24 protein-coding genes are annotated in these 24,068 nt (G+C 45.4%); 6 read left to right on the top strand and 18 right to left on the bottom strand.

What is annotated here, in order from left to right; translation table 11 throughout:
- Positions 1 to 11: 11 nt before the first annotated feature.
- Positions 12 to 629, bottom strand: a complete 618-nt coding sequence (locus tag ACED45_RS09245; protein ID WP_012602993.1) for a c-type cytochrome — start codon at positions 627 to 629, stop codon at positions 12 to 14.
- A 148-nt stretch (positions 630 to 777) separates the two neighbouring features.
- Between ACED45_RS09245 and yihA the strand changes: the two genes are divergently transcribed.
- Together yihA and ACED45_RS09235 are read left to right on the top strand one after the other, a co-directional pair.
- Positions 778 to 1,437, top strand: coding sequence for a ribosome biogenesis GTP-binding protein YihA/YsxC (gene yihA / locus ACED45_RS09240; RefSeq protein WP_017060162.1), 660 nt, complete (start codon positions 778 to 780; stop codon positions 1,435 to 1,437).
- Between the two features lie 217 nt (positions 1,438 to 1,654).
- On the top strand, positions 1,655 to 2,254 hold the full coding sequence (locus ACED45_RS09235) for a GTP-binding protein (RefSeq protein ID WP_371713834.1): 600 nt from the start codon (positions 1,655 to 1,657) through the stop codon (positions 2,252 to 2,254).
- Positions 2,255 to 2,519: 265 nt separating this feature from the next.
- On the opposite strand, the gene ACED45_RS24075 is transcribed toward ACED45_RS09235, so the two are convergent.
- The 4 genes from ACED45_RS24075 to hemB form a co-directional block, all read right to left on the bottom strand.
- Positions 2,520 to 2,567 carry a hypothetical protein gene (locus ACED45_RS24075; protein ID WP_438356636.1) on the bottom strand — a complete coding sequence of 16 codons (48 nt, stop codon included), beginning with the start codon at positions 2,565 to 2,567 and terminating at the stop codon, positions 2,520 to 2,522.
- Positions 2,568 to 2,760: 193 nt separating this feature from the next.
- Complete coding sequence (gene polA, locus ACED45_RS09230) at positions 2,761 to 5,559, bottom strand: DNA polymerase I (RefSeq protein ID WP_371713833.1); 2,799 nt, start codon at positions 5,557 to 5,559, stop codon at positions 2,761 to 2,763.
- Positions 5,560 to 6,239: 680 nt separating this feature from the next.
- Positions 6,240 to 6,674: a GNAT family N-acetyltransferase gene (locus ACED45_RS09225; RefSeq protein WP_371713832.1), complete on the bottom strand. Its 435-nt coding sequence runs from the start codon at positions 6,672 to 6,674 to the stop codon at positions 6,240 to 6,242.
- 76 nt (positions 6,675 to 6,750) lie between these two features.
- The gene (gene hemB, locus ACED45_RS09220; protein ID WP_215406431.1) at positions 6,751 to 7,794 is read right to left on the bottom strand and encodes a porphobilinogen synthase; all 1,044 of its coding nucleotides are present in this window, start codon (positions 7,792 to 7,794) and stop codon (positions 6,751 to 6,753) included.
- A gap of 208 nt (positions 7,795 to 8,002) precedes the next feature.
- On the opposite strand from hemB, the gene ACED45_RS09215 reads away from it, so the two are divergent.
- Complete coding sequence (locus tag ACED45_RS09215) at positions 8,003 to 8,764, top strand: TatD family hydrolase (RefSeq protein WP_371713831.1); 762 nt, start codon at positions 8,003 to 8,005, stop codon at positions 8,762 to 8,764.
- Positions 8,765 to 9,052: 288 nt separating this feature from the next.
- Here ACED45_RS09215 and tatC read toward each other — a convergent pair whose 3' ends face one another.
- From tatC to rmuC, 7 genes are all read right to left on the bottom strand, one after another.
- Positions 9,053 to 9,808, bottom strand: a complete 756-nt coding sequence (tatC, locus tag ACED45_RS09210) for a twin-arginine translocase subunit TatC (RefSeq protein ID WP_017060156.1) — start codon at positions 9,806 to 9,808, stop codon at positions 9,053 to 9,055.
- Positions 9,809 to 9,956: 148 nt separating this feature from the next.
- Positions 9,957 to 10,364 carry a Sec-independent protein translocase protein TatB gene (gene tatB / locus ACED45_RS09205; protein ID WP_048612432.1) on the bottom strand — a complete coding sequence of 136 codons (408 nt, stop codon included), beginning with the start codon at positions 10,362 to 10,364 and terminating at the stop codon, positions 9,957 to 9,959.
- A gap of 3 nt (positions 10,365 to 10,367) precedes the next feature.
- Positions 10,368 to 10,622, bottom strand: coding sequence for a Sec-independent protein translocase subunit TatA (gene tatA / locus ACED45_RS09200; RefSeq protein ID WP_017060154.1), 255 nt, complete (start codon positions 10,620 to 10,622; stop codon positions 10,368 to 10,370).
- 53 nt (positions 10,623 to 10,675) lie between these two features.
- Positions 10,676 to 12,310, bottom strand: a complete 1,635-nt coding sequence (gene ubiB, locus ACED45_RS09195) for a ubiquinone biosynthesis regulatory protein kinase UbiB (protein ID WP_017065813.1) — start codon at positions 12,308 to 12,310, stop codon at positions 10,676 to 10,678.
- Positions 12,307 to 12,912 (bottom strand): ubiquinone biosynthesis accessory factor UbiJ, encoded by a 606-nt coding sequence (locus ACED45_RS09190; protein ID WP_371713830.1) that lies wholly within the window; start codon positions 12,910 to 12,912, stop codon positions 12,307 to 12,309. Before ACED45_RS09190 ends, ubiB begins: the two co-directional genes overlap by 4 nt.
- 98 nt (positions 12,913 to 13,010) lie before the next feature.
- Positions 13,011 to 13,790 carry a bifunctional demethylmenaquinone methyltransferase/2-methoxy-6-polyprenyl-1,4-benzoquinol methylase UbiE gene (ubiE, locus tag ACED45_RS09185; protein WP_026012235.1) on the bottom strand — a complete coding sequence of 260 codons (780 nt, stop codon included), beginning with the start codon at positions 13,788 to 13,790 and terminating at the stop codon, positions 13,011 to 13,013.
- A 65-nt stretch (positions 13,791 to 13,855) separates the two neighbouring features.
- On the bottom strand, positions 13,856 to 15,388 hold the full coding sequence (gene rmuC / locus ACED45_RS09180; protein ID WP_371713829.1) for a DNA recombination protein RmuC: 1,533 nt from the start codon (positions 15,386 to 15,388) through the stop codon (positions 13,856 to 13,858).
- Positions 15,389 to 15,526: 138 nt separating this feature from the next.
- Between rmuC and ACED45_RS09175 the strand changes: the two genes are divergently transcribed.
- The gene (locus ACED45_RS09175; protein ID WP_102432216.1) at positions 15,527 to 16,420 is read left to right on the top strand and encodes a DMT family transporter; all 894 of its coding nucleotides are present in this window, start codon (positions 15,527 to 15,529) and stop codon (positions 16,418 to 16,420) included.
- Between the two features lie 128 nt (positions 16,421 to 16,548).
- Here the strand turns inward: ACED45_RS09175 and ACED45_RS09170 are convergent, their stop codons facing one another.
- From ACED45_RS09170 to ftnA, 3 genes are all read right to left on the bottom strand, one after another.
- Positions 16,549 to 17,742, bottom strand: coding sequence for an NAD(P)/FAD-dependent oxidoreductase (locus tag ACED45_RS09170; RefSeq protein ID WP_213864798.1), 1,194 nt, complete (start codon positions 17,740 to 17,742; stop codon positions 16,549 to 16,551).
- A 250-nt stretch (positions 17,743 to 17,992) separates the two neighbouring features.
- Positions 17,993 to 18,316, bottom strand: a complete 324-nt coding sequence (uspB, locus tag ACED45_RS09165) for a universal stress protein UspB (protein ID WP_048661272.1) — start codon at positions 18,314 to 18,316, stop codon at positions 17,993 to 17,995.
- 68 nt (positions 18,317 to 18,384) lie between these two features.
- Positions 18,385 to 18,912 carry a non-heme ferritin gene (gene ftnA, locus ACED45_RS09160; RefSeq protein ID WP_017066029.1) on the bottom strand — a complete coding sequence of 176 codons (528 nt, stop codon included), beginning with the start codon at positions 18,910 to 18,912 and terminating at the stop codon, positions 18,385 to 18,387.
- A 189-nt stretch (positions 18,913 to 19,101) separates the two neighbouring features.
- On the opposite strand from ftnA, the gene uspA reads away from it, so the two are divergent.
- Both uspA and ACED45_RS09150 read left to right on the top strand, forming a co-directional pair.
- On the top strand, positions 19,102 to 19,536 hold the full coding sequence (gene uspA / locus ACED45_RS09155; RefSeq protein WP_017060149.1) for a universal stress protein UspA: 435 nt from the start codon (positions 19,102 to 19,104) through the stop codon (positions 19,534 to 19,536).
- 52 nt (positions 19,537 to 19,588) lie between these two features.
- On the top strand, positions 19,589 to 20,467 hold the full coding sequence (locus tag ACED45_RS09150) for a carboxylate/amino acid/amine transporter (protein ID WP_123302149.1): 879 nt from the start codon (positions 19,589 to 19,591) through the stop codon (positions 20,465 to 20,467).
- 76 nt (positions 20,468 to 20,543) lie between these two features.
- Here the strand turns inward: ACED45_RS09150 and ltrA are convergent, their stop codons facing one another.
- From ltrA to ACED45_RS09135, 3 genes are all read right to left on the bottom strand, one after another.
- The gene (gene ltrA / locus ACED45_RS09145; protein WP_170962452.1) at positions 20,544 to 21,836 is read right to left on the bottom strand and encodes a group II intron reverse transcriptase/maturase; all 1,293 of its coding nucleotides are present in this window, start codon (positions 21,834 to 21,836) and stop codon (positions 20,544 to 20,546) included.
- A gap of 632 nt (positions 21,837 to 22,468) precedes the next feature.
- Positions 22,469 to 23,059, bottom strand: coding sequence for a hypothetical protein (locus ACED45_RS09140; RefSeq protein ID WP_371713828.1), 591 nt, complete (start codon positions 23,057 to 23,059; stop codon positions 22,469 to 22,471).
- Positions 23,060 to 23,180: 121 nt separating this feature from the next.
- Positions 23,181 to 23,960: a class I SAM-dependent methyltransferase gene (locus ACED45_RS09135; protein WP_004740952.1), complete on the bottom strand. Its 780-nt coding sequence runs from the start codon at positions 23,958 to 23,960 to the stop codon at positions 23,181 to 23,183.
- Between the last annotated feature and the right edge of the window lie 108 nt (positions 23,961 to 24,068).

The raw sequence follows: 24,068 nt of genomic DNA, 5'->3' as shown, positions 1-24,068 counted from the left end.
AAACCGACAAATTAGTGTAAACCACCAACGTACTTCGATAAGGTATCAATATCAGCGTCTGTTAACTTTTTAGCTACATCACGCATCATCGCATTCATGTCGTTATTACGGTCACCATCGCGGAATTTTTCAAGTTGAGCCTTGATGTAATCTGCGTGCTGACCTGAAATCTTAGGAAAACCAGAAAGTTCGGTACCATTACCACGAGGGCCATGACAAGCAATACACGCCGTTACGCCGCGTTCTGCGTTACCCGCTGTGTAAAGAACCTTACCTTCATCTACTACATTTTCAGGAGTAGAGTTACTAGAGATAGGTAGAGAGGCGTAGTATGCCGCTAGGTCAGCCATATCTTCTTCAGATAAAGGCATCGCCATTGCACCCATTACAGGTTCGTAACGACCTTGCTTACCACCACTTGTCATACCTAGCTTAAGCTCTTTTAACTGCTTCTCTAGATACTTCTCATGTTGACCAGCCAGCTTAGGGTACTGAGTGATCAGGCTGTTGCCGTCAGCACCGTGGCAGGCAACACATGTTTGTGATTTGGCTTTACCAGCTTCAATACTACCTTGAGCCCATACTGAGCAGCTGGCTAAAAGACTCAAAATTAGCGCTAATTTCTTCATGACATTCCATTATAATTATCAAGCTTCCAGTACCACTCTATGTTGCCACTCATGGTACAATAGGCGACCTTATGCCGAGCACGGTTATTTTACACAAATTCACAAAAAAGTAATCAATCGACTACACAAAGTCGAGATGGAGTTAACAGTGAGCGTAAAAATTCATTATCAAAACACGCATTTCATTACCAGTGCACCTGATATTCGTCATTTACCAGAAGACGAAGGGATCGAAATTGCGTTTGCAGGACGCTCCAATGCTGGTAAATCTAGCGCGCTAAATCGCGTTACCAACCAAAAAAGCTTGGCGAAAACCAGTAAAACACCCGGTCGAACTCAGCTAATCAACCTATTTAAGGTGACGGACGGTTGTCATATCGTCGATTTACCTGGGTATGGCTTTGCTCAAGTACCGCTTGAAATGAAGAAAAAATGGCAGAAGTCGTTAGGTGAATACCTACAACGACGTGAAAGCCTGAAAGGTTTAGTGGTATTGATGGATATCCGTCACCCAATGAAAGACCTTGACCAACAAATGATCTACTGGGCTATCGATAGCCGCATCCCAGTACAGGTTTTGTTAACAAAAGCAGACAAACTGAAAAGTGGCGCGCGTAAAGCACAGCTACTGAAAATCCGCAACGATGCAAAATCTTTCGGTGGTGATGTTGCGGTTGATGTCTTCTCTTCTATGAAAGGCATCGGCGTAGACCAACTGCGTGCCAAGATGGATGAGTGGTTTGCCCCTGCGCTTGCTGATCAAATCATTGATGAGCTAGCGGACGAAGAGCACAACGACTCAGAGTAGTTCCCCTACTTATCACTATAGGTTAGAGCACTTACAGCAAGTAATTTAGCCTTATCAATACCCCTCCTTATATAGGTGGGGTATTTTTTTCCCTAAAATTAGCGATTTAAACTCAAAAACTGAGAATCAAAGACAGGATTAACCCGTTACGACCAACAGAAGTGAACCATACTAAAAGACATATCTAAATAATCAGGATAATGAGAAAGGAATACTCATGTGGAAAACACCGTTGGCCATCATTGCACTTATGTTGGTCTCACTGACAGGGTTTGCTTCTGAAGCAGAACAAGAACAAGCCCCACTGATCAATGTCGATATGACCTTGGACTTAGATGGGATGGAAAAGTACGCCCAAGATGCGAGTGAGTCTCTTGAGGTGATATCGCAATCTTTGCAGGCGATAGTCAACAACCCCAACCTAAGCGAAGACCAGCAACAAGCCTTGAATCAAACCGTTGAAAGCATCAATAAGCTTGCGAGCTCCACCAAGACATCCCTCAATCAACTGCCACAAGCCTTAGACCAATCTCGACTCGCCTTTAAACAAACCAGTCAAATGCTGTTGGATGATATTCAGACCAAGATCATCATTGCGCTGGCAGCCGTTATCGCCGTCATTATTATCGCTTTGACCGCTATCTATCTGCTTATCCTGAAACCCATGCAGCAAACCTTGGTAAAAGCGACCAACAATATCTCTTCGATGGCGCAATCCATCCAGATCACCGCCGAAGCACTGAAATACAGCACCGAGAAACAACAGAAAATCATGGATTACATTGAGCATTCACCGACTCAATACACTGATAAATAAGGCGTGAGCCATCAATCCTTTATCGATCACTTGTAAAATAAAAGTTATTTCAAGCGATAAAACAATCAACTTAGAGACGGATTTAAATTACCAAAAGCTGGTCGAATTCCAGATCTAAGGCAAATCAGGGGTTTATCACTGTGCTTGAGAAAGAGTAATGAAAGGCACTAAAAACGAGAGGTTTTTTGGGGGATAGCAGGTTGGAAATATTTTTCTTTCGCACAAGAAAAAACGCCCCAGTCAAATACTGACTGGGGCGGCTGAATCAGCCTAATCCAATAACGTGAAACAAAAGGTCTGAAAGATAGAACATCTTACCTCTGTACCCTACGAGATTTAATGTACAACAATTGCTCAGAAATGAAAACAATTTTTGTAGTTTTTTTTCACGAATGTTTTATTAAAACATCCAAATGCTTCTTACGACTCAACTTTATTTGAGACAAAAAAAAGCCAGTGTTTGTGCACTGGCTCATACTAATTTGCTCAATAAGGTCAAAAACTGATTAGTGGGCTTGATCCCAGTTGTCACCGTGGCCAGCTTCCGCAACTAGCGGAACTTCTAGCTCTGCAGCGGATTCCATCAATTGTTGTACTTTACTTTCAATTTCGGCTAAAGATGACTCTTCCACTTCAAACACCAATTCATCGTGTACCTGCATAAGCAGTTTTACACGACCATCGCCTTCCGCTTGAATCCACTCATCCACCAACAACATCGCTTTCTTGATGATGTCCGCTGCTGTGCCTTGCATTGGCGCATTGATCGCCGCGCGTTCAGCAGCTTTACGACGCATGCCATTACGAGATTGAATCTCAGGAAGGTGCAGTCGACGACCGTAAATGGTTTCAACGAAGCCTTGCTCTGAAGCCGCACTGCGCGTGTCTTCCATATACTGCATTACGCCAGGGTAACGCTCGAAGTAAGTGTCCATGTAGTGCTGTGCTTCGCCACGAGGAATACCCAGTTGCTTAGCCAAGCCAAAGGCACTCATACCGTAGATAAGACCGAAGTTAACGGCTTTAGCACGACGACGTTGTTCAGTGGTCACACTCTCAATATCAACACCAATGATCTCAGCAGCCGTTGCCGCGTGGATATCTTTGCCTTGTTGGAATGCTTCCAGAAGCGCTTTATCACCCGAAAGGTGCGCCATGATACGCAATTCAATTTGAGAGTAATCGACCGCTAGAATCTTCCAGCCATGTTGTGCAACGAATGCTTGGCGGATACGACGACCTTCTTCATTACGAATTGGGATGTTCTGTAGGTTTGGATCTGTTGAAGACAAACGACCCGTTGCTGTCACCGCTTGGTGATAAGACGTATGAACACGGCCGGTTTCAGCGTTGATCATCTTCGGTAGTTTATCTGTGTAGGTAGACTTGAGTTTCGCAAGGCCACGATACTCAATGATCAGCTTAGGTAGCGGGTAATCAAGAGCCAGGTCTTGCAGCACTTCTTCGTTGGTTGAAGGTGCACCTGATGGCGTTTTCTTGATAACAGGCAGACCCATTTTCTCAAACAGGATCGCTTGCAGCTGTTTTGGCGAGTTCATGTTGAACTCTTGCTCTGCAATCTCGTAGGCTTTCTGTTCTAGCTCATCCAATCGAACCGCAATCTCTTGCGATTGAGCGCCTAGCAGCATGTCATCGATGAATACGCCAGTGCGTTCAATGCGAGACATAACAGGGATCAGTGGTACTTCGATTTCTTCATAGATGGCTTTTAGCTTTTCATCTTGCTCAATGTTTTCCATCAAACGGTTATGAAGACGTAAAGTCACGTCAGCATCTTCTGCTGCGTATGGAGACGCTTCACCCAGCTCAATCTGGTTGAAAGTAAGCTGCTTCTTACCTTTACCTGCGATTTGCTCAAATGAGATGCAGCTGTGCTGAAGGAAACGCAGCGCTAGGCTATCCATATCATGCTTGCCGCCAACGCTATTAAAAACATAAGACGCTAGCATGGTGTCGTGCTTGATGCCTTTCATCTCGATACCGTAGCGCGCTAAAACGCTCATATCGTACTTCAGGTTTTGACCGACTTTAGCCTGTGCGTCATCTTCAAGAATCGGCTTAAGCTGTTCAAGTACCCAATCACGGTCGAGTTGTTGAGGTGCATCTAGGTAATCATGGGCAACCGGTACGTAAGCGGCAACGCCTTCTTCGGTTGCGAATGATAGACCAACAAGGTTAGCCACCATGTAGTCCAAGCTGTCTGTTTCAGTATCAAAGGCAAACACCTCTGACGCTTTCAGTTTCTCTAGCCACGCATTAAAAGAGGCTTCATCTAAGATGGTTTCGTAGTTGCTGCGATCAATCGTCACTGCAGAGGTGTTCATTTCTACGGTAGAAGTGGTTGATGCCGTGCTGCTACGCACAGCACCCGACTTTTCATCCGCCTCAACCACGCCGCTGCCGCCTTCAAGTAGCTCGTTCAACCAAGATTTGAAGACCAGTTGACCGTATAGCTTAATCAGCTCATCCGTGTTTGGTTGGGTTTTTACGAGTGACTCTGGTGTCTCTTCTAGCTCGACGTCCAGTTTGATCGTTGCAAGCTCGTAAGACATCTCAGCGTTGTCTTTATTATCAATCAGCTTCTTAGCCATGGTCTTTGAACCACGGAAGCCAAGCGCCGCAATATCATCTAGGTTTTGGTACAACTTCTCGATGCTACCAATGCCTTGTAGTAGAGCAGTTGCTGTTTTGTCACCAACACCTGGAACGCCAGGAATGTTATCCACTTTATCGCCCATCAGTGCAAGGTAGTCGATAATCAGCTCAGGTGGGATGCCAAACTTCTCTATCACGCCTTCGCGATCCATAACCACGTTGGTCATGGTGTTGATCAAAGTAACGTTGTCATCAACCAGCTGCGCCATATCTTTATCGCCAGTACTGATCAAAACCGGCATGCCCGCTTTAGATGCTTGAGAAGCTAGCGTACCAATCACATCATCCGCTTCAACGCCTGGGATCGAGATAAGTGGTAGACCCATTGCGCGAATCACGTTGTGCAAAGGTTCGATCTGACAACGTAGATCATCCGGCATAGGTGGACGATTAGCCTTGTACTCTGGGTACATGTCATCACGGAACGTCTTTCCTTTTGCATCAAAAATAACCGCAATACGATCAGAAGCAAATTGACGCATCATGCTGCGCAGCATGTTAACTACACCGTAAACAGCGTTAGTTGGGATATCACCATTGCTCATTGTGCCAGGGTAAGCATGGAACGCGCGATATAGGTAAGAAGAGCCATCGATCAGAATCAATGGATTATCAGGAATACGAGCCATAATGTTTGTGTATCCAGTAAGTACAGAAATTATCTGTTAAGAATGCCACGTCTGTTGGTTGGATTCCACGTTGTCGATCTGTATCCGTTCACTCGGCTGTGTTCGTTATAATCGATTTGTTGTTATTTTTTGTTCTTAGACGCAAGCGTTCTGTGGATAACTCTGTTTATATTATTTATCCACCCTGTTGAGAACTACGGTGAACAACTCAAAAAACACCAATAAACAACTGAAAATAAAGAATAATTTTACAGATCGAACAGATGATCAACGATCTTTTCTCGATCTTGCGTTGTGGAAAAGAATGCTGATGGCGTTTTATTCATAAAAATACGTGCCACTAAATATGCATCTTGTTGAAATGGTAGGTATAAAAAAAAGCGACACCCGAAGATGTCGCCTAGCAAAAACCGGTAAAGCCATTCAAATTGAATACCACAGCTTTACCTAAAAGCTATAAATTACACTGGAAGCAATGTGAGCAATGTCGTGTCAAAAAGAACTTAGTACAAGTTCGCGAGAATTCTGTTGGGTAACCAAGTAGATACTTGAGTACTTAACATCCTTGTGAACATTTCCTCATTCCCTAAGACGAAGTTAATAATAATGATTCTCATTTAATAGTCAACAATTAAATGATAATAAATCTCATTTGATTTATAAACCGTTAACAACAGTGCTTAAATTTGCTTCAAAAAATGGATTCTATGGTCATTAATGTCTTCTTTTTCTTCAAATTTTTCGATTAAGTAACCGTTTCTTAATAACAGGCGCAACATTGCAGGGAACTGGTTACGGGACTTAACCTTTAACTGCCTATAGCCCTGCTCTTGAACCCACTGTTCCTGAGCATCTAATTGCGCCTGTGCAACGCCTTTGTTCCTCGCGAGCGGTGACACGCCACCAAACCAGCTGTAAAAAGTATCTTGATCCAATTCATAGCCGATCTTAAAACCGAGCAACACGCCAGATTCTTCAGCCACTAAGATAAGGTTCTTTTTCCCTGTCAGTCGCTCTGAAAGGGAAGCGATACTTTCTTTTTTAGCGAACTCAGAAATCTGATCGACAACAGACACCACCTCTTCTAACGAGCCTTCACGTACAACAACTGACATCTTATTCATCCTTATAAACGAAAGGGCTGGCACAATGGCCAACCCTTTACTGATCACTTAAGTGAGATCTACACGGTTACTTTTCTTTTAAATGCTCAGCAGCTTGTGCGTTATCTTCAGCAAGCCACTCTGCGACATCTTTAGCGAAGTAAGTAAGAATGCCATCAGCGCCAGCACGCTTAAAGCACAACAGTGATTCCATGACGGTTTCGCGCTCTTTCAGCCAGCCGTTTTGAATCGCCGCTTTGTGCATCGCGTATTCACCAGATACTTGGTAAGCAAACGTAGGCGCTTGCAGTTCGTGCTTAACACGACGAACAATATCAAGGTAAGGCATGCCTGGTTTCACCATCACCATGTCCGCACCTTCATTAAGATCCATCGCGACTTCATGAATCGCTTCATCGCTGTTGGCTGGATCCATCTGGTAGTTCTTCTTGTTACCACCTTTCAGGTTCGAAGCACTGCCAACTGCATCACGGAATGGGCCGTAGTAGCACGATGCATATTTTGCAGAGTACGCCATAATCTGAGTATGAATATGGCCCGCTTCTTCTAACGCTTCACGGATCTTACCAATGCGACCATCCATCATATCCGATGGGGCAACTACGTCAGCACCCGCTTCAGCGTGTGATAATGCTTGCTTGATCAAGACTTCAGTCGTCTCGTCATTCATCACGTAACCATCTTCATCGATGATGCCGTCTTGGCCGTGAGTGGTGAACGGGTCTAGTGCTACGTCAGTAATAACGCCCATGTTTGGCACATGCTCTTTTAGTAAACGTACAGCGCGCTGCACCAAACCTTCTGAGTTATGAGCTTCAGCTGCGCATAAACTTTTAGCATCTTGGTTCACGACTGGAAATAGAGCAATCGCAGGAACACCCAGCTTTGACAGGTAATCTGCTTCCTCAAGCATGTAGTCGATCGACAAGCGTTCAACACCTGGCATTGACTCGACAGGCTCGCGGCGGTCTTTACCCATCAGGATAAACATTGGGTAGATTAGATCATCCACAGACAATTGATTTTCTGCCATTAGGCGACGGCTAAAGTCGTGCTTACGCATACGGCGCATACGGCGACCTGGGAATTGACCTTGAATTGAAACAGACACTAGATTCTCCTTGCCTAGTCTAAGCACCGAAATACTTAGATATGAAAAGTGCTAAATACAGGCAAAAGCATATCACTGATGGCTCAGGACGCTAGCAGTAAAATATGAAACCCACTCAAAAACAGGGATAAATGGCAAAAAATGACCTTCTCCTCACACTGCCGTATACTCATGACAACTCAGTAAAGACCGCTTTCAGGACAAAACAATGATCGACACCCATGCTCATATTTACGCGAGCGAATTTGATGAAGACCGCGAGCAAGTTGTAGAGCGCGCACTGGCTCAAGGGATTGATACCATTCTATTGCCGAACATCGATTTAGAATCTATCGAACCAATGCTAGCGACGGAAGCTCAGTTTCCTGATGTGTGCCGTTCAATGATGGGCTTACACCCTTGTTATGTGGATGCGAATATCGAGCAAACCCTCAAAACCATTCGAGCTTGGTTTGATAAGCATGATTTTATCGCTGTGGGTGAGATTGGCATCGACTTGTACTGGGATAAAACTTTCAAGGTTGAACAAGAGATGGCGTTTGTGACTCAACTGCAATGGGCCAAAGAGCTCGATCTACCTGTGGTGATCCACACTCGTGATTCTATTGAAGAGACACTTGCCCTACTTCGTAAAGAACAAGATGGCAGCTTACGTGGCGTATTCCACTGTTTTGGCAGCAGCTTAAAAGAGGCTCAAGCGATCAACGCGCTCGGCTTTCACCTCGGATTAGGTGGTGTTTCGACCTTTAAGAATTCAGGAATGGACAAGGTAATCCCACATCTTGATATGGATTACGTCATTCTAGAGACAGATTGCCCATACTTGGCACCAACACCGAATCGCGGTAAACGTAATGAGCCAGCCTATACAGAATTGGTGGCAAAACGCATCGCCGAATTGCGCGGAATTACCCTTGAAGAAGTCGAAAACATAACCAGCACAAATGCTAAGGCATTGTTTAATCTATGATGAATCTATTAATAAGTAATTATTACGGATTTATCCTGAATTTATTTGAGAAAGCTAAGTGATATGTATAGTATCAACCACCTGCATATGGAGGTAGTTGATTATGTGTGACCATTCACAACACTTACAACGTCAACATCGAACCCTATGGCATAAGATTTTGGGCATCAAAGAGCTCTATATATGTCAGAACTGTGGCTATCAGTTAAAGATTCGATAAACAGACATAATAAAAAAGCGGCCCTAGGCCGCTTTTTTATTATGTGATTCTTACTGAAGCATTCCGAATTAAGATTCAGCTTCTTCCTCTTCATCCGCATCTGGCTTACGCGTATAAAAACGTGCGAAGAACAGACCAATCTCAAACAAAATACACATTGGAATCGCCAACAGTGTTTGCGAGATCATATCTGGTGGTGTCAGCATCATACCTATGATGAAAGCACCCACAACAATGTAAGGACGCTTTTCAGACAGAGATTGAGGCGTTGTTGCACCCGTCCAACACAACAAGATAATCGCAACGGGCACTTCAAAGGCAATACCAAAAGCAAAGAACAGCGCGAGTACAAAATCAAGATAGCTTGAGATGTCGGTTGCGAACTCTACCCCCCCTAATGATATGGCCGTAAAAAAGCCAAATACCAACGGGAATACAATGAAGTAAGCGAACGCCACACCACAGTAAAACAGCAATGAACTTGAAGCCAATAGCGGCATGATCAAGCGTTTTTCATGCTTGTATAAACCCGGAGCAACAAAAGCCCAAACCTGATACAAAATAAACGGAACCGCGAGGAATATAGACGCGATCAAGGTTAATTTCAGTGGTGTGAAAAATGGCGATGCAACATCGGTTGCGATCATCGTCGCCCCTTCAGGTAGACGATCTACCAAAGGTGCTGATACGAATTCATAAATATCATTAGCAAAATAAATTAGCCCGACAAATATCACTAGCACCGCGACAATCGCACGTAGTAGACGATTACGTAGTTCTAGAAGGTGGCTAATTAAAGGCTGTGTCTGCTCAGTCGAAGACATGTCAAACCTCTTAAACAGGAAGATCGAAAAGGAGCCGCGCGTGTATCTATCCAGTTGAATTGGTATCCACTTGAATAGTTATTTACTTGAATAGCTATCTATTTAAACATCTAGCGACTCAAGTATCCGGCGACTCCTCCTTGCGAGACTATTCGGCTTTCTTATCTGACGGTGCTGAAGCTTCGCTGTTGACCTGAATGGTTTCAGATTCCACAGTTTCCGTGACACTAGGTTTAGTCTCACTTGGCTTATCAGACTCAGGCTTAGCATACGGACGTTGAACCTCAGCAGCGGCCTGCTTGAGCTCATCGACTGACGCTTTAAGGTCTGGAGATAAATCTTCCATGCCCATTTTTTCCGCCTTGCGTAGGTTTTCTTGCAGCTCCTGCACCTTAAGCTCATGAGAAAGTTCATCTTTCACACTATTTGCCATGCTTTTCGCTTGTCCAACAAACTTGGAAATACTGCGAATCGCCACGGGCAAACGCTCAGGCCCTAAAACCACTAACCCAACGACAGATATTAATACCAGTTCCCAAAAACCGATATCAAACACGATTTACGCCTGCTCTTTGTCTTTCTTTGTTTCAGCAGTTGTTTCAGCGTGAGCTTCTGTCTTCTGCTGTTCAATATTCTTTGGTTCGAAGTCTGCATCTTTCTTATCTGCAGGCTTGTCTTCATCGCTCATCGCTTTTTTGAAGCCTTTAACCGCTGAACCTAAGTCACCACCCATACCGCGCAGTTTCTTTGTTCCGAATAGCAAAATTACAATTACAGCAATGATTAGAAGTTGCCAAATACTGATACCACCCATTGTCATTGTCCTCGGGTCTGTCTACACATAAAAATATTAAGAGAGTCTACTGTCTAACGACGGTAAGCTCGCCAACTAAGCAACCAAAATGTGACACCTGCGATGCCACAGCCCATAGATAGCTGCTCATAAGGGCTTGAAACTAATATTGCGGAGCATACGACTAAAGTGGCTCCAACGCCAAACAAAAACTTTCCAGTTGCTTGCTGACGCTTACTATCTCGGTAACCTTGATAAAGCTGATCCATTCTGTGGTTCATCGCTTTACCTTGGCGCAAGCTGTCATAAAGTAGCTCTGGCAGCTCTGGCAGTTTTTCTGCCCAGAATGGCGCGCGCTCTTTTACTGCGTTGATCACAGCTTGCGGCCCCACCTGATTCATCATCCAGGTTTCAAGGAAAGGCTTGGCGGTTGCCCACAAATCAAGTTGCGGATACAACTGACGACCTAGGCCTTCCACATACAACAAGGTCTTCTGTAGAAGTACCAACTGAGGCTGAACCTCCATGTTGAAACGTCTTGCTGTATTAAATAAGTTTAGCAACACATGACCAAATGAGATCTCGCCAAGTGGTTTTGCAAAAATTGGCTCACATACCATACGAATCGCGAACTCAAAATCATTGACGTTGGTGTCGTGTGGCACCCACCCCGAATCAACATGCAGCTCGGCAACTTTACGGTAATCTCGATTGAAGAAAGCCAACAAGTTCTCGGCTAAATAGCGCTTATCTTCGCTGTTGAGCGTGCCGACAATGCCGCAATCCAAACCAATCCACTGAGGGTTATCTGGATTCTCTGGGTTAACGAATACGTTGCCCGGGTGCATGTCTGCATGGAAAAAGCTGTCTCGGAATACTTGGGTGAAGAATACCGTCACACCGCGTTCCGCGAGCAATTTCATGTTGGTGCCGTTGGCTTCTAGCGTCTCAATATCGGAGACTTGAATACCGTAGATACGCTCTGACACCATCAGGGTTTCGCTGCTTAGATCAGGGATAACCTCTGGAACATACAGCTCTTCACTGCCTTCAAAATTACGTCGCAGTTGAATGGCATTGGCCGCCTCACGGCGCAGGTCGAGTTCATCAAGTAACGTTTTCTCGTACTCGTGAACCACTTCAACCGGTTTCAAACGACGTGCTTCAGGAAGCGACTTAGCGACTATACGCGCCATTCGGTGCATCAGTTTTAGATCTGCGTCAATCACCGGGCGAATATCAGGTCGAATTACCTTCAGAACAATCTCACGACCGCTCTCTTTAAGCTTTGCGGTATGCACCTGAGCGATAGAAGCAGAAGCCAGTGGCTCGATATCAAAGTCGGTAAACCAGTTGTCTAAACTGCCACCCAACGCCTTCTCCATATCTTGCTTCGCCAGTTGACCATCAAACGGCGCAACTTGGTCTTGCAACAACGCCAACTGATCGGCGATATGAGGAGGGAACAGATCACGACGTGTCGACATCATCTGTCCAAACTTGATCCACACTGGACCAAGTTCTTGCAGCGCAAGGCGCAAGCGATGACCCAACTCTTTATCTTGATGCTTGTTCTTAAGCCAAAACAGTGACTTTCGCGCCAACAAAGGAGCTTTAGTCAGTTGGTGTTCCGGCATCAACTCATCAAGGCCATATTCCAACTGTACCTTGATAATATGATAAAGACGTTTCAGTTCTGCTGGGGTCATGCTTTCTCCAACAGAGCGTTCAACTTAGCTTCAAGACGAGCAGCGGAGCTTTTTACGTCATCAACTTGGTCGCAAAAGTGCGCAACTTCTAACGGTGCAGGTGCGATCTTCCACTCTTCAGTCAGAACTTGAGCAACATGATTTTGATGCTTAGTTGCCTGTTTTGCTACAAAGCCACCGACGTTTTTAACGCCTTGCACCAAGGTATACGCAACCACATCACCCGTTACGCGCGATAGCCACTCTTCTAAGTCCGGCTTGCAGTCTGTCATCAGCTGAGCAAATTTTTGTGCGAGTTGAATATCACCTTCTAAGATCAGCTTATCTTGCTTGATCAGCTTGGTGATGTTCGATTGCTCACGCAGTTCAGGTAACACCGATAGGTTCAAAGATAGGTAGCAGTCAGGCTGCCCTTCGTATTCTGACAACACATCAATCTGTTGGCTGAAAACGAAAGTGAGTGTTTTATTCAACTCTTTCAAATTAACTTGAATGATCTGCCCCTTTAAACGAGACAAACGACGAACCAAGGCTGGATCATCGTTCACGAAAGTATTTAAAGAGGTTTCAATAACCGCGGTTACCAATGGATCAAATGGCATGACTGTCCTTACCTTTGAAAACGGATAAGCCTTAACCTATCCGTTCTGTCTTTATTCTTATTGTTTAGCACGCCCTACGAGCCTGCTACCAAGTTCGACTAGAACTTGTAACCGCGGTGCAGCGCAACAATGCCGCCCGTTAGGTTGAAGTATTTAGTATTCTCGAAACCCGCTTCCTGCATCATGCCTTCCAAAGTCTCTTGATTTGGGTGCATGCGGATTGATTCTGCAAGGTAACGATAGCTGTCTGCGTCGTTGGCAATCAGCTCACCCATTTTTGGCAACAGGTGGAAAGAGTAGGCATCGTAAACCTTTGATAGTGGCTCAAGCACTGGCTTAGAAAACTCAAGAACCAACAGACGGCCACCCGGCTTAAGTACGCGGTACATAGAACGCAGCGCTTGGTCTTTATCGGTTACGTTACGCAGACAGAAGCTGATCGTAATGCAATCGAAGTAGTTATCTGGGAATGGCAACTCTTCAGCGTTCGCTTGTACGTAGTGTACGTTGCCAACAATGCCGCTATCACGCAGCTTATCACGGCCAACATTCAGCATTGAGTTGTTGATATCAGCAAGAACCACGTGGCCTTTTTCACCAACGATACGCGAGAATTTCGCAGTAAGGTCGCCAGTACCACCACCAAGATCTAGGATACGCTGACCAGGGCGAACGCCACTGCAATCAATCGTGAATCGCTTCCACAAGCGGTGAACACCACCCGACATTAAGTCATTCATGATGTCGTATTTAGCGGCTACAGAGTGAAATACCTCTGCTACTTTCGCGACTTTTTCGTCTTTTGCGACTGTTTCGAAACCAAAGTGTGTGGTTTCTGACTCTACTGCTGAATTTGTCTGCACGCTTGTGTCCATAATGCTGTTATCTACCATGGTAAGTTCTCATCGACAGCGCTCTTTGTGTTTAGAGGCGCTGCGGCCGATTAGTTTACTTTATCCTCAGCAGGTTGTCTTTCTACTAAGGAGGCATTTTCTGAAAAAGCCTCATTTTGCGCCATTTCAGCCAAACCAATCGAGATCGGTTTCTTCACTTCAACACCCAATTGCTTGAAGCTTTCGGCCTGACGAATCACGTTGCCACGGCCTGTTACTAGCTTATTCATCGCACCTTGATAGCTTTGGTTGGCTCTATCTAACGAGCTACCAAGGCCTTCCATATCATCCACAAACAAGCGCAGTTTGTCGTAAAGCTTACTTGCACGCTCTGCGATGACTTGAGCGTTCTGGTTCTGTCTTTCATTACGCCACAGGTTATCAATGGTACGCAGTGCCACCAGCAAGGTCGTTGGGCTGACCAAGATGATATTTTGCTCCATCGCGTCTTTCACCAAGCTAGGGTCGGCTTGAATAGCGACTTGGAATGCTGGCTCAACCGGGATAAACATCAACACGTAATCCAAGCTTTGGATGCCTTTGAGCTGATGATAATCTTTCTGGCTCAAACCTTTGATGTGCGCTCTTAACGACACCAAGTGATCACGCAATGCAGCATCACGCTGCTGGTCGGTTTCGGCATTGAAGTAGCGTTCAAATGCCACCAACGCCATTTTGGAATCGACCACCACTTGCTTATCTTGTGGCAGATGCACAATCACATCCGGTTGATAACGCTTGCCCGCATCGTTTTGCAGGTTCACTTGCGTTTGGTATTCGTGGCCTTCGCGCAGTCCTGATTCAGCAAGCACGCGAGCCAGCACCACCTCGCCCCAGTTACCTTGTTGTTTGTTGTCACCCTTTAGCGCTTGAGTCAGGTTCACCGCTTCACGCGTCATACTCTCATTAAGACGTTGCAGGTTTTTAAGCTCATGCACCAAAGTATGACGCTCTTTGGCTTCTTGGCTGAAGCTGTCGTTCACTTGTTTCTTAAAGCCTTCCAACTGCTCTCTTAGTGGAGACAACAAACCTTCTAGGCTCTGCTTGTTCTGCTGATCGACCTTGGCGGTTTTACTCTCAAAAAGTTGGTTCGCTAACAATTCAAACTGCTGCTTAAGTCGAGATTCAGCTTGTTCTAGCAACTGCAGCTTTTCGCTATTGGCGAGGTTTTCTTGATCATGCCTTGCTTCTTGTTCGCGCAGTTCGGCTTCCAATTCAGATTTATGGTCTTTCAGCACATTGATCTCATCAGCGTACTGCTGGCGCTCTTGCTTTACCGCCTCAAAGTAGCGCAGCTTTTCCATCGCAGCCATCACCTTACCGTGTGCTTGCTTGAGCTCGAATGCCGCTTTGTCTCGGTCATCATCTAACTCATTGAGTTCTTGTTGCGCCTCTACGAGTGATGATTTGAGCTGAGCTTGCTGAGATTCATGCAACAAACGATCGGACTCTAGCTGCTGCTCGAGCAATCGCTGCTGAAAAGAGAGCTTCTGTTTAATCCACCAACCCACGACGCCACCGCTGACGAGCGCGCCAGAAATTGCAGCAATAAGCGTTGCCTGATGTTCGATAATCCATTGCATGATAATGATTTAGCCTAATTGGAAATAACTCATTAAATGGTATTTTGATACTGGATAAATGTCCAGTTTGCCGTATTAAAATTCGACAGATAGACTAGGCGCTCCGTATTCTGTCCCATCAAATTAGAATGAGTTGCCATGAACGAACGTCGTGCCTTAGGCTTTGGCCTTTCCGCAGTACTGCTGTGGTCAACGGTCGCTACTGCTTTTAAGCTGACCCTTGCTGAGTTTTCACCTATTCAAATGCTGACTATCGCTAGCATTGTGTCGTCGATTGCGCTGATCGCAGTCTGCGCCTTTCAGGGCAAGCTTTCTCAGCTGAGTACTACGTTCCTTTCAAACCCTTGGTATTACTTACTGCTCGGCTTGGTCAACCCATTGGCCTATTACCTGATTCTATTCAAAGCATACGACCTGCTTCCCGCTTCACAAGCTCAAGCCATCAACTACAGCTGGGCGATCACGCTAACCTTAATGGCAGCGGTTTTTCTAGGGCAAAAGATTCGTAAACAAGATTGGATTGCGTGTACCTTCAGCTATGCGGGTGTGGTAGTTATTGCGACCAAAGGCGACGTGTTAGGCATGCAGTTCGATAGCCCACTCGGTGTGGCGCTAGCGCTGCTTTCAACTTTGCTTTGGGCGGGATACTGGATTCTCAACACCAAAAACAAGGCTGATCCCGTGGTGGGGGTACTGCTTGGATTCTTAGTGGCATTACCCTTCGCGATCGGTTTAACCATTTTTGAGGGCGAAAGCTTTAGCCAAATTACGGCGAAGGGTTGGATGGCGGTGACTTACGTTGGTCTATTCGAGATGGGCATTACCTTTGTATTGTGGTTATCAGCACTCAAGCTAACCAACAACACAGCTCGTATCAGCAACCTGATTTTCGCATCACCATTTATCTCGTTGATGCTACTTTCCACGATTATCGGCGAAGAAATTCACCCAGCGACACTGTTTGGCTTGGTACTGATCATTGCTGGTTTAGTGGTTCAGCAGATCAAATTTTCAAAAAACAAAACTGCGTAAATAAGAGCGAAAAGACTCGATTGATCGAGAAAGTCATCAATTGAGTTACTTTTAACTCTAAACTAGATACAAAAATGGCGAGTCGTATGACTCGCCATTTTTATGTAATTTTAAATCTATGGGTAAGCTTAAACCCACTGACCTGCTGCAAAGCCAGAACTCCAGCACCACTGGAAGTTATAACCTCCAAGCCAGCCTGTTACGTCCATCACTTCACCGATGAAGTAGAGGCCAGAGACGCTCTTACATTCCATGGTTTTTGAAGATAGGTGATTGGTGTCCACGCCGCCTAGAGTTACTTCGGCCGTTCGGTAGCCTTCGGTACCGTTTGGCGCGATTTTCCAATTTTCTAGGTGCTCTACGATATCATTCAGCTGTTTTTCATTGAACTGCTTAAGCGGCTTGTCTTCCAGCTCTTTACGATCAATCAACACTTCCACAAAACGCTTCGGTAGTGCTTTCGCCAAGGTATTTTTCAGGCTCTGATTTGGGTGCTTCTCGCGAGAGTTAGCCAGCAACTCAGCTAAATCGACTTCAGGTACTAGATTAATCGAAACCGACTGACCCGCTTTCCAGAACGAAGAAATTTGCAGAACTGAAGGACCCGATAGGCCGCGGTGGGTAAAGAGCAACGCTTCTTTGAACAAGGTTCCGTCTTGCGCGGTGATCTCGGCAGGAATTGCGATGCCAGAAAGCTCAGCGAAAGCTTCTTTATCTTCTTTATGCAGAGTGAATGGCACCAAGCCTGCGGTAGTTGGCATCACAGACAAACCAAATTGCTCGGCAATCTTGTAGCCAAATGGCGTTGCGCCCAGCTTAGGCATTGATAAACCACCGGTCGCTACTACCAGTGAGTCACACTCAACTTGGTCGGTATTGAGGTGCATCTTGAAGCCAATATCCGTCTTTTCGATGGAGTGAACGTCACAACGGTAGCGCTGTTCAACTTTCGCCAGCTTACACTCTTCAAGCAACATGCTCACAATGTCTTTTGCGGTGTGGTCATTCACACAGAACAACTGACCGTGGTCTCGCTCTTCGAACTCTATACCGTACTTGCTCACCATCGAGATAAAATCCCAGTTGGTGTATTGAGATAAAGCTGACTTCACAAAGTGAGGGTTGTTACACAAGAAGTTGTTGGCTGAAACATCATAGTTAGTGAAGTTACAACGGCCGCCACCTGAGATTAAAATTTTTCTGCCTGGTTTCTTTGCATGATCAACCACCAACACTCGTCGGCCGCGTTTACCAGCTTCCGCAGCACACATTAAGCCCGCGGCGCCCGCACCAATTACGATTACATCAAATTTTTCACTCATGTGGTTCTGCTTTTCTTCACTTTTGCAGCCCGAGTACGCCCTGTTCTCGAAATGCCATCAATAAAAAAGGATGTGCATAAACAGCACATCCTTACTAATTGCTCGCTATTTTAGCGGCAATTTTAAACTTTGCAATTGATGTTCAATTGTACAATTTGCAGACAACATCAAAACCACGACTTGGCTTAGCAAACCAACAACCAAAGCTTTACATCAAAAACTAAGTTCTACTTCACACGCACTAAATAACTTAGACGATGAAAGAAGCCAGCAACGTTACACCCAGAAGGGCGGAAGAGAGTATGAATAACTGTCTCACACGATCACACTTGGAAGTGAACACTTCATCATGGTGATGGTGATACTCTTTGCTTTTGATGTAACTAAACAGACGAACCTGTTTGGTCATATTGCCATGAGTTGTGAAAAAACCGCCTCCGTCTACTTGTTGATAAAGTAGAGGATGCGCTTCTCGCATAATATAAATGAGCGTTCTTAGCGCAGTAAAATAACGCGCCCAGTTCACGCAAGTCACAACCATTAGTGCAAATAGAATAGTGTCGCCGCTGATCATCCTTTCCTCCCTACATCTTCATAAGAAAACTCAAAAGAAAAAGATAATCAGTGTCTTTCTCGTACTACCTAAACGGCAGGAGCTTCCATAATTGAAGATGAACCATCTTTTGCCAATTGCGCTAGGTCTTTATCAATAAAGAACAGTGCCTTACCGTCTTCACCAACAAGTTCTAGCTTATCCAATACACCTTTAAACAACTTCTCTTCTTCGTGTTGCTCTGCAACGTACCATTGCAGGAAGTTAAAGGTTGAGTAGTCTTGTGTGCTGAAAGCAACGTGAGCCAGTTTGTTGATCTTTTCAGTAATCATCTGCTCATGTTCATAAGTTTCACGGAACACTGCGCCAAGGCTTTCGAATTCGTGTTTTGGTGCTTCAATTGCACCCAGAATTGGCATTGCACCTGTTTCGCTTACGTAAGTGAAAAGACGCTGCATATGTTCCATTTCTTCTACTGCATGAACACGCAGAAACTCTGCTGCACCTTCAAATCCTTTGTCTTCACACCAAGCACTCATTTGTAAGTATAGATTGGATGAGAAAAATTCTAGGTTAATTTGATCATTCAGTTGCTCAACCATAGTTTTTGACAGCATTTAAGACTCCTAATTACATCCTCAATTTTCTCTACTATATCACTTTTTAATGAATATCTCGCAGGCCATTAGTTAACCAATATTTCGAGCTGTCATTACGCAAGACAGTGGATATGAGATCACTTCAGCAAAAAAAGCCACCGCATAGTGCTAATCTTTAAACAGACAATGAATAAAGGAGGTAGAGATATGAGTTACAAACATATTTTGGTCGCGGTCGATTTATCAGAAGACAGCAAATTAATTGTGGATAAAGCGGTAGCACTGGCAAAGCCATTGGAAGCCAAAGTCTCTTTTATCCATATCGATATTAACTACGCGGAACTCTACACTGGCCTGATTGATATCAACATGGCCGAAACGCAACATAACGCGATGGAAGCATCTCGTATTCAGCTGCAAAATTTTGCGGAGCACGCTCAATACCCGATCACCCATACCCTGGTGGGCAGTGGCGATTTGAGTCATGAGCTGTGTGACACCATCAACGAGTTCAATGTTGATCTCGTGGTTTGCGGTCACCATCAAGACTTTTGGAGCAAACTGCTTTCTTCAACACGACAACTGATCAACGCCTCTCCGGTTGATATGCTGGTCGTGCCTCTAAGAGATTCAGAAGACTAATGATTTAAGGTTAGGTAACATACAGCTCATATCTTATTAACGAAGTTTTACTATGAGCTATTTAGCTGGTGTTACCCTCCTATGGGCCTTCTCCTTTAGCCTGATCGGCGTTTACCTTGCGGGTCAGGTTGATTCTTGGTTCTCTGTTTTAATGCGTGTTGCCCTTGCTGGCGTCGTATTTCTTCCTTTCCTAAAGTTTCGCGGCGTATCACGTAAGCTGATCGCTAAATTGATGACTATTGGTGGTATCCAGCTTGGCCTGATGTACTGCTTCTACTATCAGTCTTTCTTACTGCTATCTGTTCCTGAAGTCCTTTTGTTTACCGTTTTCACGCCAATTTACGTCACGCTGATTTATGACTTTCTTAAAGGGCAATTCTCTCCGTGGTACTTAGTGACAGCTGCAATTGCGGTATTGGGCGCGGTATTCATTAAATTCGCAGGCATCAACGAAAACTTTTTAGTTGGCTTCCTTGTCGTACAAGGCGCGAACCTCTGTTTTGCTATCGGTCAGGTGGGCTACAAGGTGGTGATGGAGAAGGAATCGACCGAGTTGCCTCAGCGAACCGTATTTGGTTACTTCTACTTAGGGGCGCTATGTGTCGCGTCAGTGGCTTTCATGCTACTAGGCAACCCAGAGAAACTGCCCACCACCACACTTCAATGGGGAATCCTGATCTACCTTGGCTTGATTGCGTCGGGGCTGGGTTACTTTATGTGGAATAAAGGCGCGTGCATGGTGAATGCTGGCGCGCTGGCAGTGATGAACAATGCCTTGGTTCCTGCTGGTCTGGTGGTGAATATCCTGATTTGGAACAGAGATGTCGATTTGGTTCGCTTGTCTATTGGTGGCGCCGTTATCTTATTCTCTTTATTCGTCAATGAGACGTGGGTGAAGAAGCGCGTAGCAAGATCCGCAAGCAACGCTTAGCTGATTTGAACGAGCTACATGAGTCAGCTCGGATAACCCCAATCGAGTAGGAGGAGGCCTCACGACCTCCGTCCTCTCACACCACCGTACAAGCGTGGGTCGCATACGGCGGTTCCGAATATATTTTCAGTGACTCATACCCATCTCGCAATGAGTACAGGCCCAACTCCTCGAACCATTTTATTGGCATGGCGTGATTTAACTGCGGCGTTAAGGCCAAGTGCCACCACCCTTTATCTGACATCGCTACCTTCCACGCATTGCGCTCCGTTACACCTTGTTGTTGTAACCATGTCGCTATGCCGTATCTGCGTTTGCGTTGTTTTAAGCGGTAACATCGTAGCCGTCGCCGTATCCATTCGTCTAAGCGCTGCAAGCTGCTTTTCCGTATGGCGAGTTTGAAGTAGTGTTGCCAACCTCTTAGGTATTGAGTTAATTCCGCTATGACTGCTTGCAACTCTCGCCCTCGGTTTCGCTTCGTTATCTGCCGCACTCGCTTCTTCATTTGAGTTTGTGCTGCCTTCGATAGATGGATTGTTCCATCTATCCCGAAGCGGTGGCTTAAGTAAGTCCGCTCTGTCACTCTTGTCGCACCACTTTTCTCTCGATTTACCGTGAGCTTCAGCTTTTGCTCCAAGAACTCCGTTATCGACTCTTTAACTCGATAAGCGGCTTCTTCACTATGAACGTAGATTTGGCAGTCGTCTGCATATCGACAGAACTTATGCCCTCTGCGCTCTAACTCTTTATCCAGTTCATCTAATACGATATTGGATAGCAACGGGGATAATGGTCCACCCTGTGGTGTCCCTCTTTGTCTCTGTTCAACCATCCCGTTTCGCATTATGCCTGCCTGTAGATATGACCTGATGAGCTTCAACACTCGTTTATCACTGATGTCCTGTGACAGTCTGTACATCAGTCTATCGTGATTCACTGTGTCGAAGTATTTCGCTAGGTCGATATCTACAACATAACCTCGACCTTCTCGGATGTAATGACTGGCTGCCGTTAATGCATGGTGCGCACTGCGGTTTGGTCTAAATCCGTAACTGCTATTGGAGAACTTGGGGTCATAGATATCTGACAGTACTGAGGTCATTGCCTGTTGGACAACTCTATCAAGCACGGTTGGGATACCTAGTTGCCTTACGCCACCACTAGGTTTAGGGATTTCTACACCAAGTACCGGTTGAGGTTGGTAGCTTCCTTCCAGAAGACTCTGGCGAAGCGCTTGCCCATTTGAAGCCTGTCGAAGTGTTGAGATAGTCGCATCTATGTCGAGTTTGTCGACACCTGCACATCCTTTGTTCTTCTTCACTCTTCGTAGAGCTTGATTCAAGTTGGTTGAAGAGCAGATTTGCTCCATCAACGACGTCGAGATCACCAAGACTCGTCCTCCTGTTTACGCCAATCATGCTTGTCATTCTTCATCACCATGAGCTTTACTTGCTGTATCGCCCATTGGGACGTAGAGATGGTTTTCATCTTGCTATGACCCCACATGATTGAGTGTCTAGTGACTGCTTCTTGATATATTCAGTTCGGGCCTTCCCTTAAGTTGTACTTCCTTAAGGTACTATGCCTTCTGCTGACTTCTTATTGCTCGTCATACCGCATCGCTGCTGTATTAGTCTCTATCGAGACAAGTAATAAGATCTCCCGAGGTAAGACGTTGCTCTTTCCCTTGGCCGTGCCTGATTTATCACTACACACTTCCCGTCGAGGCATCGGGCTATTCTATCTATTGCTAGGTTGCCCAAGTTGTAATGACCTACTATCAGATTTCTGTTCGTCACAACCAAGTTTTGCCATTTGCTTCCTTCAGATTTCACCTCACGGTGAACGCCCTTGCATAGGCTAACGGTTCTCGCTCGACTGAGCCCGTAGAGGACTTTCACCTCCTAGATCAACGCCATGCTCGGCGCACAAAAGCAAAAGAGCGACCTAAGGTCGCTCTTTTTAAATCATCGCTGTAGCAATAAACCATTCAAATCAACTTCAGTGGATTTGATTGTGGCTCACTACCTGAGTCTTGGTTTCAGTGAAGGCAACATCATCAAGTTGTAGGTTGATTCGTTCCAATTCACTTTCCAGCTTCTGACTTTTCTTAAACAGCTTTTGCTGCTTCTTAATCATCTTCGCGAGCTTTTTGTTGTACTTCTCTTGTTTCTTAGCCGCTTTCTTCGCTTGTTTGAGTTCAGCTTTCTCATCACCGCTCGCCTTCGCCATCAGTTTTTTCAGCTTGGCTTTTTTCTGTGCGGCTTCTTTTTTTGCAAGCTCAGGGGCAATATCAGCAGCGGCTGGATCGAACATTTGTACGCTCGGCTCAATTGTCTCGCTGATTTCCGCAAGCGATAGCTCTGGTACAGGTAATGTTTCCGCTAGTAGGCCGCATGCGACTTTCTCTTCAACGGGTTTGTTTTGACAACCAAGAGGTGGAATTGCGGTTGGTTTACATAGGTTCGCTTCGTCCGCCGATGAACGTGCACAAGAGCGACACACAAACTTAGGTTCAGTAACCAAGCTGTGGATCTCGCCTAGGTGTTCGGTAATATCTCGACGGTTTAACTTACAAAAGCGTTTAGCCATGCTACAACTCCAGCTAAGAATAATAATGATTCTTAGTTAGATATACATCCGTAACGCGACTATCGCAAGTATTAAATAGCAATTTATCGTATTTATGACGGGAAATTTTCTTAGCGCATCGCTAAGTCATTGATGCTTTCACATACACGTCAAAACGGTTCTTTTTGGTTTCGATCGCCATACTCGGTTTTTGCTCATCTAACCAAGCCGCATAATCGGGTCTTTTGACCACAACTCGCTTTGATGCGAGCTTCATCGCAGGTGTCAATAGAGCATCAGCATCTAAGTCTGCACCGACCAAAGATTGGAATACGCGCATCTCTTTTTTGACTAGAGCCGATTTCTTTTTGTTCTCTGGGTGTGGGTACATTGGATCTAGATACACCACATCCGGTTGCTCAAAGTTAGGATCGTCACTGAGTTTATCCAGCGCATCGTGGCTTGAAGCGTGAATCAATTTCATACGTTCGCTAACCCAACCACCGATATCAGGGTCTTGCTGCGCACGCTGTAATCCATCATCAAGCAGCGCTGCAACAACAGGATGACGCTCGACCATCTGCACCTTACAACCTAAAGAAGCCAGTACAAATGCATCGCGCCCTAAGCCTGCCGTGCCATCAAGAATGGTTGGCGTAGCCCCTTTATTTAAACCTGCCGCCTTGGCGATAGCTTGACCTTTGCCACCACCAAACTTACGTCGATGGCCAACCGCGCCACCAACTAGATCAACGAAGATAGCGCCTAACTTGGGCTCGTCTACTTTGCGCAGCTCAAGTCGCTCGCTAGTCAGCACCAAAGCAAATTCGCTGTTTTCATCGTGAGATAAATTCCAACGGGTCGCTAAGTCATTCAGATGATCGATTTGGGTAGCATCTTCGCAAATCAGTTGTAGTTGCAAGGTCGTCTCCAACAGACAGTAGTATTCAAAACAAAAGAGGCAACCAGTTTACCTGATTGCCTCAACAATACATATTAGCGGTGCAAACTATTAGCACCGAAAGTAGCG

Origin of the sequence: Vibrio crassostreae (assembly GCF_041439375.1) — a bacterium.
Lineage (GTDB): Bacteria > Pseudomonadota > Gammaproteobacteria > Enterobacterales > Vibrionaceae > Vibrio > Vibrio crassostreae_D.
This window is presented reverse-complemented; position numbering and strand designations above follow the sequence as displayed.

Coding starts and splice junctions, on each gene's coding strand:
- ftnA (WP_017066029.1), bottom strand. CDS start 18,912: ATGCTGTCAAAAACTATGGTTGAGCAACTGAATGATCAAATTAACCTA.
- ACED45_RS09225 (WP_371713832.1), bottom strand. CDS start 6,674: ATGTCAGTTGTTGTACGTGAAGGCTCGTTAGAAGAGGTGGTGTCTGTT.
- uspA (WP_017060149.1), top strand. CDS start 19,102: ATGAGTTACAAACATATTTTGGTCGCGGTCGATTTATCAGAAGACAGC.
- ACED45_RS09190 (WP_371713830.1), bottom strand. CDS start 12,912: ATGCCATTTGATCCATTGGTAACCGCGGTTATTGAAACCTCTTTAAAT.
- ACED45_RS09140 (WP_371713828.1), bottom strand. CDS start 23,059: ATGGCTAAACGCTTTTGTAAGTTAAACCGTCGAGATATTACCGAACAC.
- ubiB (WP_017065813.1), bottom strand. CDS start 12,310: ATGACCCCAGCAGAACTGAAACGTCTTTATCATATTATCAAGGTACAG.
- tatC (WP_017060156.1), bottom strand. CDS start 9,808: ATGTCTTCGACTGAGCAGACACAGCCTTTAATTAGCCACCTTCTAGAA.
- rmuC (WP_371713829.1), bottom strand. CDS start 15,388: ATGCAATGGATTATCGAACATCAGGCAACGCTTATTGCTGCAATTTCT.
- ACED45_RS09215 (WP_371713831.1), top strand. CDS start 8,003: ATGATCGACACCCATGCTCATATTTACGCGAGCGAATTTGATGAAGAC.
- tatA (WP_017060154.1), bottom strand. CDS start 10,622: ATGGGTGGTATCAGTATTTGGCAACTTCTAATCATTGCTGTAATTGTA.
- ACED45_RS09175 (WP_102432216.1), top strand. CDS start 15,527: ATGAACGAACGTCGTGCCTTAGGCTTTGGCCTTTCCGCAGTACTGCTG.
- ltrA (WP_170962452.1), bottom strand. CDS start 21,836: ATGGAGCAAATCTGCTCTTCAACCAACTTGAATCAAGCTCTACGAAGA.
- polA (WP_371713833.1), bottom strand. CDS start 5,559: ATGGCTCGTATTCCTGATAATCCATTGATTCTGATCGATGGCTCTTCT.
- uspB (WP_048661272.1), bottom strand. CDS start 18,316: ATGATCAGCGGCGACACTATTCTATTTGCACTAATGGTTGTGACTTGC.
- ACED45_RS09245 (WP_012602993.1), bottom strand. CDS start 629: ATGAAGAAATTAGCGCTAATTTTGAGTCTTTTAGCCAGCTGCTCAGTA.
- ACED45_RS09235 (WP_371713834.1), top strand. CDS start 1,655: ATGTGGAAAACACCGTTGGCCATCATTGCACTTATGTTGGTCTCACTG.
- ACED45_RS09170 (WP_213864798.1), bottom strand. CDS start 17,742: ATGAGTGAAAAATTTGATGTAATCGTAATTGGTGCGGGCGCCGCGGGC.
- ACED45_RS09150 (WP_123302149.1), top strand. CDS start 19,589: ATGAGCTATTTAGCTGGTGTTACCCTCCTATGGGCCTTCTCCTTTAGC.